General features: G+C 50.1%; 10 protein-coding genes. 4 read left to right on the top strand and 6 right to left on the bottom strand.

Features of this window, described 5'->3' with window-relative positions; all coding sequences use genetic code 11:
• Positions 1–143: 143 nt before the first annotated feature.
• The 5 genes from ihfB to serC all read right to left on the bottom strand — a co-directional run bounded on the left by ihfB (position 144) and on the right by serC (position 5,701).
• The gene (gene ihfB / locus V2154_RS06555) at positions 144–428 is read right to left on the bottom strand and encodes an integration host factor subunit beta (protein WP_034789191.1); all 285 of its coding nucleotides are present in this window, start codon (positions 426–428) and stop codon (positions 144–146) included.
• 63 nt (positions 429–491) lie between these two features.
• Positions 492–2,165: a 30S ribosomal protein S1 gene (gene rpsA / locus V2154_RS06550; RefSeq protein ID WP_100935605.1), complete on the bottom strand. Its 1,674-nt coding sequence runs from the start codon at positions 2,163–2,165 to the stop codon at positions 492–494.
• 158 nt (positions 2,166–2,323) lie between these two features.
• Entirely contained in the window at positions 2,324–3,022 is a 699-nt protein-coding gene (cmk, locus tag V2154_RS06545; RefSeq protein ID WP_353501549.1) for a (d)CMP kinase, read from the bottom strand.
• A 215-nt stretch (positions 3,023–3,237) separates the two neighbouring features.
• Entirely contained in the window at positions 3,238–4,521 is a 1,284-nt protein-coding gene (aroA, locus tag V2154_RS06540; RefSeq protein ID WP_353501548.1) for a 3-phosphoshikimate 1-carboxyvinyltransferase, read from the bottom strand.
• Positions 4,522–4,615: 94 nt separating this feature from the next.
• A complete protein-coding gene (gene serC / locus V2154_RS06535; protein WP_353501547.1) occupies positions 4,616–5,701 on the bottom strand; it encodes a 3-phosphoserine/phosphohydroxythreonine transaminase in 1,086 nt (361 codons plus the stop codon).
• A 283-nt stretch (positions 5,702–5,984) separates the two neighbouring features.
• Between serC and ycaO the strand changes: the two genes are divergently transcribed.
• The 4 genes from ycaO to pflA all read left to right on the top strand — a co-directional run bounded on the left by ycaO (position 5,985) and on the right by pflA (position 12,510).
• Positions 5,985–7,748 carry a 30S ribosomal protein S12 methylthiotransferase accessory factor YcaO gene (gene ycaO, locus V2154_RS06530; protein ID WP_353501546.1) on the top strand — a complete coding sequence of 588 codons (1,764 nt, stop codon included), beginning with the start codon at positions 5,985–5,987 and terminating at the stop codon, positions 7,746–7,748.
• A 493-nt stretch (positions 7,749–8,241) separates the two neighbouring features.
• On the top strand, positions 8,242–9,099 hold the full coding sequence (focA, locus tag V2154_RS06525; protein WP_353501545.1) for a formate transporter FocA: 858 nt from the start codon (positions 8,242–8,244) through the stop codon (positions 9,097–9,099).
• 75 nt (positions 9,100–9,174) lie between these two features.
• Positions 9,175–11,457: a formate C-acetyltransferase gene (pflB, locus tag V2154_RS06520; RefSeq protein ID WP_353501544.1), complete on the top strand. Its 2,283-nt coding sequence runs from the start codon at positions 9,175–9,177 to the stop codon at positions 11,455–11,457.
• Between the two features lie 312 nt (positions 11,458–11,769).
• Positions 11,770–12,510, top strand: coding sequence for a pyruvate formate lyase 1-activating protein (gene pflA / locus V2154_RS06515; RefSeq protein WP_034789169.1), 741 nt, complete (start codon positions 11,770–11,772; stop codon positions 12,508–12,510).
• 73 nt (positions 12,511–12,583) lie between these two features.
• Here the strand turns inward: pflA and V2154_RS06510 are convergent, their stop codons facing one another.
• Positions 12,584–13,729, bottom strand: coding sequence for an MFS transporter (locus V2154_RS06510; protein ID WP_353501543.1), 1,146 nt, complete (start codon positions 13,727–13,729; stop codon positions 12,584–12,586).
• Between the last annotated feature and the right edge of the window lie 19 nt (positions 13,730–13,748).

Genomic DNA, 13,748 nt, shown 5'->3' with positions numbered 1-13,748 from the left:
GATGGGGAGAACAAGAGGCAGAGAGGAAGGATGCGAGACGTCACGCAATTGTGGAGCGAGATGAGCAAAAATAAAAAAAACGGTGTCTTAAAAAGACACCGTTTTTGGTTCGCTATAGGCATAATTTATGTCAGACCGAAGTCTTAACCATAAATATTCGCGCGATCGCGCAACTCTTTGCCCGGCTTGAAATGCGGAACGTACTTACCGTCCAACTCCACTTTGTCGCCAGTTTTTGGGTTACGACCAACACGCGGAGCACGGTAGTGAAGAGAAAAACTGCCAAACCCACGGATCTCAATGCGTTCGCCATCAGCTAAAGTTGCAGCCATATGTTCAAGCATCTCTTTCACTGCATCCTCAATGGCTTTCGCCGGGACATGAGAGTGCTGGCCAGCAAGTCTTTCAATAAGTTCAGACTTGGTCATATTACCTCCAAGCTTTGCAGCTAAACTACCGTTTCGGGGCGATATAAATACCGCCCCCCGTCATTACTCGCCTTTTGCCGCTTTGAACGCTTCAGCCATAGCATTAGAGAAGTTGCTTTCGTCTGGTTTGTTGTTAACCACGGCGATTGCTTCTTTCTCGTCTGACTCATCCTTAGCACGGACGGACAGGCTTACTACGCGGTTCTTACGATCAACACCGGTGAATTTAGCTTCAACTTCATCACCAACGCTCAGAACCAGAGTTGCGTCTTCAATACGGTCGCGAGAAGCTTCAGAAGCACGCAGGTAACCTTCTACGCCGCCTGCCAATTCAACTGTAGCACCTTTGGCGTCAACTGCTGTGACTTTACCAGTAACAATAGTACCTTTCTTGTTAACAGACAGGTAGTTATTGAATGGATCTTCAGCCAGTTGCTTCACGCCCAGGGAGATACGCTCGCGCTCTGCGTCAACTTGCAGAACAACAGCTGCGATTTCGTCGCCTTTTTTGTATTCACGTACTGCTTCTTCGCCTGCAACGTTCCAGGAGATGTCAGACAGGTGAACAAGGCCGTCGATGCCGCCGTCCAGACCAATGAAGATACCGAAGTCAGTGATTGACTTGATTTTACCTTCAACACGGTCGTTTTTGTTGTGAGTTTCTGCGAATTGCTGCCATGGGTTAGCTTTACATTGCTTCAGACCCAGGGAGATACGACGGCGTTCTTCGTCGATATCCAGAACCATAACTTCAACTACATCGCCCACGTTAACAACTTTAGATGGGTGAATGTTTTTGTTAGTCCAGTCCATTTCAGAAACGTGAACCAGACCTTCAACGCCTTCTTCGATTTCTACGAAGCAGCCGTAATCAGTCAGGTTAGTAACGCGACCAGTCAGTTTAGTACCTTCTGGGTAACGTTTAGCGATAGCAACCCATGGATCTTCGCCCAGCTGTTTCAGGCCAAGGGATACACGAGTACGCTCACGGTCAAATTTCAGAACTTTAACAGTGATTTCGTCGCCAACGTTGACGATTTCGCTTGGGTGTTTAACACGTTTCCAAGCCATATCAGTGATGTGCAACAGGCCATCAACGCCGCCCAGATCAACGAATGCACCGTAGTCAGTGAGGTTCTTAACGATACCTTTAACTTCCATGCCTTCCTGCAGGTTTTCCAGCAGTTGATCGCGCTCTGCGCTGTTCTCAGACTCAATTACTGCACGGCGAGAAACAACAACGTTGTTGCGTTTCTGGTCCAGTTTGATGACTTTGAACTCAAGATCTTTGCCTTCGAGATGCAGCGTGTCGCGTACCGGACGAACGTCTACCAGTGAACCTGGCAGGAACGCACGAATACCGTTCAGCTCAACAGTGAAACCGCCCTTAACTTTACCGTTGATAACACCGGTAACAGTTGCAGCTTCTTCGTAAGCTTTTTCCAGCATCAGCCATGCTTCATGACGTTTAGCTTTTTCACGGGACAGCAGAGTTTCACCGAAGCCGTCTTCAACAGCGTCCAGCGCAACATCAACTTCGTCGCCAACCTGGATTTCCAGTTCGCCCTGTGCGTTTTTGAACTGCTCTGCTGGAATAGCGGACTCAGATTTCAGACCGGCGTCAACCAGTACTACGTCTTTGTCGATAGACACAACAACGCCACGAACGATGGAACCCGGACGGGTTTCGATTGTTTTTAAGGATTCTTCAAAGAGTTGAGCAAAAGATTCAGTCATGTTGATAATCTTTAGGTTCTTAAGTTTAACGTCCATCTGGCATCCTGCTGGATGGGGTTGTTTCAAATGCCCCGCTACAGATCCTTGCGGCGAGGTTAAAAAAAACTATAGCTAAAACTGGCGCTGAACCTTTATTCAGCACCAGTTAACAAGCTCGATCACCGGGTTTGTTTTTGCGGCAATCCTAGAATTTCAGTGGCATAAGCCAGCGCACGTTGGATAACTTCGTCGATCGACATGCTGGTTGAATCCAGCAAAAGCGCGTCAGAAGCAGCGACCAAAGGCGCTATAGCACGATTACGGTCACGGTCATCCCGTTCCTTTATCTCGGCTAAAAGACGTTCAAAGTTAACACTAAAGCCTTTTTCCTGCAACTGTAGCATTCTTCTGTTTGCACGTTCTTCCGCACTGGCGTCTAAGAATATCTTTACCGGCGCGTCGGGGAACACCACGGTGCCCATATCTCGGCCATCGGCAATCAGCCCTGGGGCCTCACGAAATGCGCGCTGACGGCGCAATAACGCTTCGCGAACCCGAGGGAAAGCGGCAGCCTGTGACGCGGTGTTTCCTACCGTTTCGGTGCGGATTTCATTACTGACATCCTCACCTTCTAAAATCACTTTTAATTGCCCATCCTGAGCCACAAAACGCACATCAAGATGTGCGGCAAGCGGCACCAAAGCATCTTCAGAGACAATATCAACCTGATGATGTAAAGCAGCCAGTGCTAAAACGCGATAAATGGCACCAGAGTCCAGCAAACGCCATTCCAGAGCCTCTGCCAGCGCCTTGCACAAGGTGCCTTTACCTGCGCCACTTGGCCCATCAACGGTAATTACCGGGGCTAAAGCCGTCATTTCTGTCTCCTTTGGGTGGGGTAAACCCTCATCATTAACCCGATAAGGCTAATTCAGGAGCGGCATTATACGCTGCCTTTGCGTCAACTGTTACCCCACATCATCCAGTTGGCGAAAAAGCAGACTATGTCTGAAGAAGAATAGTTCATTACTGCATAAAAAAACGGGCATCGACTGATGCCCGTTATCGCTGAAACCCAGATACAGCTTGGGAGTTACGCCAGAGTGCTAATGCCAGCTAGTCTGTCGAAATAGTCAGGGAAAGTTTTCGCGGTGCATTTCGGGTCAAGAATGGTCACCGGCGTATTCGACAGCGCCACCAGCGAGAAGCACATCGCCATACGGTGATCATTATAGGTACCAATCTCAGCGAAGGTCAGAGACTGCGGCGGCTCAACGCGAATGTAATCCTCACCTTCTTCCACTATGGCACCCACTTTGCGCAGCTCGGTTGCCATCGCTGCCAGACGGTCAGTCTCTTTTACGCGCCAGTTGTAGATGTTGCGTAACGTGGTCGGGCCTTGTGCGAATAGCGCGGTGGTAGCAATGGTCATCGCGGCGTCAGGGATATGGTTCATATCCATATCAATCCCGGTCAGAGAGCCACGAGAGCATTCAATATAATCTTCAGCCCAGGTGATTTTCGCACCCATTTTCTCCAGCACGTCGGCAAAGCGAATGTCGCCCTGCATGCTGTTTTTACCAATGCCGGTCACGCGAACGGTGCCGCCTTTGATGGCTGCCGCGGCCAGGAAGTAAGAAGCTGAAGAAGCGTCACCCTCGACTAAATAGGTGCCCGGAGAGACATAGGTCTGCTGGCCTTTGATGCGGAACTCTTGGTAGTTCTGGTTCTCTACCGTCACGCCGAAAGTCTTCATCAGATTCAGAGTGATATCGATGTAAGGCTTGGAAACCAAATCACCTTTGATGCGAATAGTAGTATCTGCCGCCGCCAGAGGCGCGGTCATCAGCAACGCGGTCAAGAACTGGCTGGAAACGCTGCCATCGACCGTAACTTCGCCGCCTTTGAATCCACCGCGCAGGCGCACGGGTGGGTAATCTTCTTGTTCGAGGTACTCAATCTCCGCTCCGCCCTGACGCAAAGCATCAACCAGATGGCCAATTGGGCGCTCTTTCATGCGCGGCTCGCCGGTCAGCACCACGTCATGCGCGCCGAGGCACAGGGCTGCGGCCAGAGGACGCATCGCGGTGCCCGCATTACCTAAAAACAGCTCTAAAGCTTCAGAAGGCTGGAAAGCTCCCCCTAAGCCGTCAATATCACAATGCGTGCGATCTGCTGACAGGCGGTGAGTCACGCCCAGTTTGGTCAGCGCGTTGAGCATGTGACGCACATCGTCACTGTCGAGTAAGTTATTTAAGCGGGTTGTACCCTGGGCAAAGGCCGCCAGCAAAAGTGCACGGTTGGAAACACTTTTTGAGCCCGGTAAATTGATAGTGCCGTTAACCAATGCAACGGGTTGTAATGTCAGGGATTCCACGCTTTCTCCATTATTCTTTATTCATAAAATGACCCCGGATTTCAGGCCGAGGTCATTTTCAAGCCATGCTGCGCACGGCGATTATTACAGATGATTAACCGTGGCTTTTCTCGAAATCAGCCATAAAATCGGTCAATGCTTTAACACCTTCAATCGGCATCGCGTTATAAATCGATGCGCGCATTCCGCCAACAACGCGGTGCCCTTTCAGAGCATGCAGGCCCGCTTTCTGCGACTGCTCTAAGAACAGTTTGTCCAGAGACGCATCCGCCATTTGGAAAGGAACGTTCATCCACGAACGGTTGGCCTGAGCCACGTCGTTACGATAAAAATCAGAACGGTCGATAGTGCCATAGAGTAATTCAGCTTTCGCCCGATTACGCTTCTCCATTTCGCGCAGGCCGCCCTGCTCTTTCAGCCATTTGAAGACCATGCCAGACAGATACCAGGCGAAGGTCGGCGGCGTGTTAAACATGGAGTCATTTTCAGCCAGCACGGTGTAATCAAGAATCGAAGGCAATTCTTTGCGAGCACGGCCCAGCAAATCTTCGCGCACGATCACCAGTGTCAGGCCAGCCGGGCCGATGTTTTTCTGCGCGCCGGCATAAATCACGCCAAAACGGTTCACGTCTACCGGACGAGATAAAATAGATGACGAGTAGTCAGCAATGACCAGTTTGTCGCCAAAGTCAGGCACTTCATCAATCGCGACGCCATCAATGGTTTCATTCGGGCAGTAGTGAACGTAGGCGGCATCTTTGTTCAACGCCCATTGGCTCATCGGCAAAATGCCGCGTTTGCCGTCGACGGTGGTTGTCACATCGATAACGTTTGGCGTGCAGTATTTCTGCGCTTCGTTGACCGCGCTATGTGCCCAGTAGCCGCCGTCAATATAGTCAGCGGTGGTTTTATCACCCAGTAAGTTCAGTGGGATCGCAGCGAACTGCGCGCGCGCGCCGCCGTGGCAGAACAGGACTTTGTAGTTCGAGGGGATATTCATCAGCTCGCGGATATCACGTTCCGACTCTTCGGCAACCTGAATAAACTCTTTACTACGGTGACTGATTTCCATCACAGACGTGCCCAAACCATGCCAATTACATAATTCTTGTTGCGCACGACGTAACACTTCTGCCGGGATCATTGCCGGACCTGCACTGAAATTATAAACCTGAGTCATTTCCCCTCACCACTCCACTGAGCTAACCATCGATACAATCAATTTAACGGTTTTATCATTCGATACAAGCAGTCTGCAACGCTTATTGTTCCTGAGAGCAGGATCACATTGCTGTCGTTTGAATATCACCCCATTCACCGCGTTTAAATCGTTAAAAAATGAAAAATAAAGACTATGTTGCTGATGCTTTATCCCGTGCACGCAATAGCTGTATGAATACGTGGAGCTATAGGCCAAAACCCCGTATCATTGCGCGTTTTTAGAACGCTCAAAAGTGAACTCAATGACGCAAACTTTTATTCCTGGTAAAGACGCCGCGCTGGAAGACTCTATTTCCCGCTTCCAACAAAAACTCGCCGACCTCGGTTTCAATATTGAAGAGGCTTCATGGCTGAATCCTGTACCCCACGTTTGGTCGGTACATATTCGCGATCGCGACTGCCCGCTCTGCTTTACCAACGGTAAAGGTGCCAGTAAAAAAGCGGCATTGGCTTCTGCCTTAGGTGAATATTTCGAGCGTCTGTCGACCAACTATTTCTTCGCCGATTTCTATCTGGGTAAAGAGATTGCCAATGGCGATTTCGTGCATTATCCAAACGAGAAATGGTTCCCAATCCCAGCAGATAACAGCCTGCCAGCGGGGATTTTGGATGAGCGTCTGCATGATTTTTATGATGCCGATAAAGAGCTTACCGGCAGCGATTTGGTAGACCTGCAGTCCGGCAACCCGGAGCGCGGGATCTGCGCCCTGCCGTTCACTCGCCAATCTGACCTGCAAACCGTCTATATCCCGATGAACATCATCGGCAACTTATATGTTTCCAACGGCATGTCTGCGGGTAACACCGCTAACGAAGCGCGCGTTCAGGGGCTGTCCGAAGTTTTCGAGCGTTACGTTAAAAACCGCATTATCGCTGAGTCAATCAGTCTGCCGGAAATCCCTGCTGACGTGCTGGCGCGCTATCCGGGCGTGGTGGAAGCCATTGCCAAGCTGGAAGAAGAAGGTTTCCCCATTCTTTCTTATGACGCCTCTCTGGGCGGCAACTATCCGGTTATCTGCGTAGTGCTGTTCAACCCATCCAATGGTACCTGTTTCGCCTCTTTCGGCGCGCACCCGGACTTTGGCGTGGCGCTGGAACGTACCGTGACCGAGCTGCTGCAAGGTCGTAGCTTGAAAGATCTGGATGTGTTTACTGCACCCACCTTTGATGATGAAGAAGTGGCTGAACACGCCAACTTGGAAACTCACTTCATCGATTCAAGCGGCCTGATCTCATGGGACATGTTCAAGCAAGATGCGGACTATCCGTTTGCAGACTGGAGCTTCAGCGGCACCACCGAAGAAGAGTTCGCCACGCTGATGGCAATCTTCGATAAAGAAGATGCTGAAGTGTATATCGCTGATTACGAGCACTTAGACGTTTACGCGTGCCGCATCATCGTGCCTGGCATGTCAGACATCTACCCGGCGGAAGACTTGCTGTTAGCCAACAACAGCATGGGCGCTCACCTGCGCGAGCAGCTGTTGGCTCTGCCAGACAGTGATTTCTCACAGGAAACCTATCTGGAAATGATCACCCAGATGGACGACGAAGGTCTGGACGACTTCACCCGCGTTCGCGAGTTGCTGGGCATTGCCAGCGGCAAAGATAACGGCTGGTACACCCTGCGCGTAGGCGAGCTGAAATCCATGCTGGCCTTGGCCGGCGGCGACTTGGATCAGGCACTGACCTGGGCCGAGTGGGCGCACGAGTTTAACTCATCCGTTTACAGCGATGAGCGCAACAACTATTACCGTTGCTTGCAAACCCTGCTGCAACTCTCATTAGAAGAAGATCGCGACCCGGCCCAGTATTATGGCGCCTTCGTCAAAATGTACGGTCAGGATGCTGTCGATCACGCCTCGGCTGCCATCAGCGGTGAAGAGCGTTTCTATGGGCTGTTTGCCGTAGATGCTGACCTGAAAGCCCTGCCGTCCCATCAAGGACTGCTAGCGGCCTATGAGAAGCTGCAGGCGGCTAAACGCCGTTACTGGCTGAAGAAGTAATTCGCTTCACTCTTTCTTGAGCAAATCCAAACCGGTAGCCCTGTCTGCCGGTTTTTTAATCCTAAATACCAAAAATCTGGAACCGTTTTTTTTGCATTAAAAACCATCGATATGATTATTTGACTACTCATTCAATTTGCTGCTTAATTTTATGTCTTAACTATTTTTAATTTCCCCGCTTATTTTTTATTTCACTTCTGCTAACCATTAAAAAATATCGCAGATAATATGCACAATAAGAAATGATTTCATTACATTGCCCCTCAAACTTTAACATTTCTTTCTCACCATCAAAAAGGCAATTCAACTTTTTTTGTAAGATTTAAAATGTTTTTATTCTTTATTTTTCAAAAAGATAAGGCATAATTTACTCCTTTGGTATAAGCTCCCAGCTCGGATATAACCCCCCCTTATGATCCAAGTCAATTTTTACGTTATACTGCTTTGCTAGTATCTCGTTGTGCAGTAGATAACCCTTACAGAGAGAGTTACTGTGAAAGCTGACAACCCCTTCAATTTATTGTTACCCGCAGCTACAGCGAAAGTCGCCGAAGATGCTGGTGTTTATAAAGCCACTAAACAACCGCTGAAAACATTCTATTTAGCGATAACCGCTGGTGTCTTTATCTCAATTGCATTTGTTTTCTATATCACCTCTACCACAGGCACTGCAGCCGTCCCTTTCGGTCTGGCTAAATTAGTCGGCGGTATCTGCTTCTCTCTCGGCCTGATGTTGGTCGTGGTGTGCGGAGCTGACCTTTTCACTTCTACGGTACTGATTGTGATAGCCAAGGCCAGCGGCCGAATCACATGGGGCCAATTGGCGTGTAACTGGGTCAATGTCTATATTGGTAACTTGATTGGCGCGTTGTTCTTTGTCGCCCTCATCTGGTTCTCGGGTGAATATATGGTTGATAACGGCCTGTGGGGGCTTAATGTCCTACAAACCGCCGACCATAAAATGCATCACACATTCATCGAAGCCGTATGCCTCGGCATTTTGGCTAACCTGATGGTCTGTCTGGCGGTGTGGATGAGTTACTCAGGCCGCAGCCTGATGGACAAAATGTTCGCCATGATCCTCCCTGTCGGCATGTTCGTTGCCAGCGGCTTCGAACACAGCATCGCCAACATGTTTATGATCCCTCTCGGTATCGTGATTAAAAACTTCGCTTCCCCTGAGTTCTGGCAGGCGATTGGTACCACACCTGCACAGTTTGCAGAGTTGAATATCAGTAACTTTATCATCGACAACCTGATCCCAGTCACCATCGGCAACATCATTGGTGGCGGTTTAATGGTCGGATTGACGTACTGGGTAATTTATCTCCGTGATGAGCAAAAACACTAAGTTCTGTGAATTGCTGGTCACAACAAGTTTACAAACCGATTTATAAAGAAAGCCAAATTAGAAGGTAGGTGCATAATGTCCAAGCTCAATGAAAAATTGACCAACGCATGGCAAGGTTTTAGTGCTGGCGAATGGCAGAATGAAGTTAACGTCCGTGACTTCATTCAGAAAAACTACACCCCATATGAAGGTGATGAGTCTTTCTTAGCTGGCGCAACTGAAGCGACTTCTACCCTGTGGGAAAAAGTGATGGAAGGCATCAAACTGGAGAACAGCACCCACGCTCCAGTTGATTTTGATACCGATGTCGCGGCAACTATCACCTCTCACGATGCGGGCTACATCAACAAATCTCTCGAGACCATCGTCGGTCTGCAGACTGACGCTCCTCTGAAACGTGCCCTGATCCCATTCGGCGGCATTAAGATGGTTGAAGGTTCATGTAAAGTTTATGGCCGTGAACTGGATCCAGCGCTGAAAAAAGTCTTCACCGAATACCGCAAAACCCACAACCAAGGCGTTTTCGATGTTTACACTAAAGACATCCTGAACTGCCGTAAATCCGGTGTTCTGACCGGTCTGCCAGATGCCTACGGCCGTGGCCGTATCATCGGTGACTACCGTCGCGTTGCGCTGTACGGTATTGATTACCTGATGGCTGACAAATACGCACAGTTCCAGTCTCTGCAAAATGACCTGGAAAATGGCGTAAATCTGGAAATGACCATCCAACTGCGCGAAGAGATTTCTGAGCAACACCGCGCACTGGGCCAGATTAAAGAAATGGCAGCGAAATATGGCTACGACATTTCAGGTCCTGCAACTAACGCACAAGAAGCTGTTCAGTGGACTTACTTCGGCTACCTGGCCGCGGTTAAATCTCAGAACGGTGCAGCAATGTCCTTCGGCCGCGTATCTACCTTCCTTGACGTGTTCATCGAGCGTGATATCAAAGCTGGCACCCTGACTGAAGAAGCTGCACAAGAGCTGATTGACCACTTGGTTATGAAACTGCGTATGGTTCGCTTCCTGCGTACTCCTGAATACGATGAACTGTTCTCCGGTGACCCAATCTGGGCAACGGAATCTCTGGCAGGTATGGGCGTTGACGGCCGTACTCTGGTGACCAAAAACAGCTTCCGCTTCCTGAACACGCTGTACACCATGGGTCCTTCACCGGAACCAAACATGACCATCCTGTGGTCAGAAAAACTGCCACTGAACTTCAAAAAATACGCAGCGAAAGTCTCAATCGATACTTCATCCGTACAGTATGAAAACGATGACCTGATGCGTCCTGACTTCAACAACGATGACTACGCAATTGCTTGCTGCGTAAGCCCAATGGTTGTTGGTAAACAAATGCAGTTCTTCGGCGCACGTGCCAACCTGGCGAAAACCATGTTGTACGCCATCAATGGCGGCGTTGATGAAAAAATGAAAATCCAGGTTGGCCCGAAAGAAGCGCCAATGATGGATGAAGTGCTGGACTATGACAAAGTCATGGACCGCATGGACCACTTCATGGACTGGTTGGCAAAACAGTACGTGACTGCCCTGAACATCATTCACTACATGCACGACAAATACAGCTACGAAGCTGCATTGATGGCGCTGCACGACCGTGATGTTTATCGCACAATGGCATGTGGTATCGCAGGCCTGTCCGTGGCTGCTGACTCCCTGTCTGCAATCAAATACGCCAAAGTGACGACCATTCGTGACGAAGACGGTCTGGCGACTGACTTCAAAATCGAAGGTGAATATCCGCAGTTCGGTAACAACGATTCTCGTGTAGATGACATCGCTTGTGACCTGGTAGAACGTTTCATGAAGAAAATTCAGAAACTGCGTACCTACCGCGGCGCTGTGGCAACTCAGTCTGTTCTTACCATCACCTCTAACGTGGTTTACGGTAAGAAAACCGGTAACACGCCAGATGGTCGCCGCGCCGGTGCTCCATTCGGTCCGGGTGCTAACCCAATGCACGGTCGTGACCAGAAAGGTGCCGTTGCCTCTCTGACCTCCGTCGCTAAACTGCCGTTTGCTTACGCGAAAGACGGTATTTCATACACCTTCTCCATCGTGCCAAACGCGCTGGGTAAAGATGATGATGTCCGTAAAGCCAACCTTGCTGGCTTGATGGATGGTTACTTCCACCACGAATCAAACATCGAAGGCGGTCAGCACCTGAACGTCAACGTGATGAACCGTGAAATGCTGTTAGATGCGATGGAAAATCCGGAAAAATATCCGCAATTGACCATCCGTGTATCTGGTTACGCAGTGCGTTTCAACTCGCTGACCAAAGAACAACAGCAAGACGTGATCACCCGTACCTTCACCAAAACGCTGTAAGTAATACGGCGGTAAGTTAGCCGCAAAACATAAAGGCTCCACAACCGTGGAGCCTTTTTAACATCAAGCCCTGCTCTTTGATGAAGACTTTATAGAATAAGTCTGCTTTGCCAGAGTCTTAATGACAGAGGCTTCTGGCAAAGCAAATCCGCGATGCTATAGCAATCAACCTTACTAATTGTCTGTTATTATTAACAAGTAGCAACCAGAGAATCCTCAAGGATATGGGGTTACTTTCAGTTTATCTCTGCCAGGCCAGCATCCGCGCATTTAGACTGCAACTTATTGGTCAATATTGGAGAAAAACCCGCAATGTCAGTTCAAGGTCGCATCCACTCTTATGAATCCTGTGGCACGGTAGATGGCCCAGGCATACGTTTTATTGTGTTCTTCCAGGGTTGCCTGATGCGTTGCATGTATTGCCACAACCGCGATACGTGGGACACCCATGGAGGCAAAGAGATCAATGTTGAAGATTTAATGAGTGAAGTGGTCACCTATCGCCACTTCATGAACGCCTCGGGCGGCGGGGTTACGGCTTCGGGTGGCGAAGCGATCCTGCAAGCTGAATTCGTGCGCGACTGGTTCCGCGCGTGCCAGAAAGAAGGCATCAATACCTGTCTCGACACCAACGGGTTTGTTCGTCGTTATGACCCGGTAATTGATGAGCTGCTCGACGTGACTGACTTAGTCATGCTCGACCTCAAACAGATGAATGACGATATTCACCAGAATCTGGTTGGCGTGTCGAACCACCGCACGCTGGAATTCGCCCGTTATCTGGCAAAACGCAATCAGCGTACCTGGATCCGTTATGTAGTGGTTCCGGGTTGGTCGGATGATGACAAATCGGCGCATCTGCTCGGTGAGTTCACCAAAGACATGACCAACATCGAGAAGATTGAGCTGCTGCCCTACCATGAGCTGGGTAAACACAAATGGACCGCCATGGGCGAGACCTATGGTCTGGACGGCGTAAACCCGCCAACTAAAGAGATCATGGACAGAGTGAAAGGCATTCTTGAAGGCTACGGCCACAAAGTGATGTACTAACCCTTCCCTATCCGCACAAACAAAAAAGCCCGAAGGTTCGGGCTTTTTTATGTCTGTTTACCGTGAGTTGGCTTTAGGCGGTTGCCACCGGAGTCTGATGTTTGTCAGCTTTACGCAGCAGCACCACCAGATAAACCAGAGCCACGGCGGCAATCATCACAAAGAGTAGACGGTCGGAATAGTTTTGCATCAGCATCGCGGTCATGGTTGGCCCGGCAAGGCTGCCGATGGTGTAACTCATCAACAGCGCCTGATTCATCGCCACCAGCTCTTCCGGATGGACCTTCTCACAGGCCCATGACATCGCCACCGGATAGAGAGTAAAGCCCGCGCAGCCGAGGATAAACAGAGTTGGCGCCATCGCATAGCCACTGAGCATCGCAATACTGCCAAGGATCACCACAAACACCTGCACACGCAGCACAATCAGGCGACCATAACGGTCGGCCAAACGCCCTACCGGCCACTGTCCGATGATCCCCGAACTGACCAGCAACGCCATCCAATATCCCACGTCAGCATCGCTCATGCCCTGATGGTTAAGGAACAGCGGCATTAAGCCGTACAGCGAGCCGAGAATAATGCCTGAAATCACGCAGCCGTTGATACCCAAGCGCGCGCTGCGGCGTTTTAGCATCGGCCAAATAGAGGTGCGCGGCAGCTCGCTGTCCTGATTGGTTATCTGGGTGAACAGCAGCGGCAGGATGGAAATGGCGATAAGCGATGTCACCCACGGCAGCACGCTGAACAGCTCGGTCGAGACTATGCCGAGCATCAGCTGTCCGACCACGGTACCGATATAATAGATGATCATGTAGGCCGCCAGCAGCTGACCACGGTTACGCACTGTCCCGCTGCGCAGCAGAGCACTTTCCACAATGACCCAAATCAGCGCACAGCCCACACCGGCCATAAAGCGCCAGCTGATCCAACTCCAGAAGCTCATTGACAGTGCCAGTCCGGCGGTCGCGGCGGCAAACACCATGCAGGAGAGGTAATAACTGCGGTTGAAGCCGAGCTTTTTAATCACCACCCCGGCGATCAGCGTGCCCACCAGGTTGCCCGAATAATAGGATGAACTCACCAGTCCGACCTGCCAGGTAGGCAGCATTTCATGGCTGAGCCAAAGCGGCACTAGTGTACTGAGTACAGCGATAGAAACCGTCAGCAAAAGTAGCCCACATAATAATAAAATTACCGGGCGAGAGTAGGCGGACATAGGGAAGTTGGCGACCAAG

The organism is Ewingella sp. CoE-038-23, from assembly GCF_040419245.1.
In the GTDB taxonomy this organism is placed as follows: Bacteria; Pseudomonadota; Gammaproteobacteria; order Enterobacterales; family Enterobacteriaceae; genus Ewingella; species Ewingella allii.
Note: the sequence above shows the minus strand (reverse complement) of the source record. Positions and strands in the feature narration are given on the sequence as shown.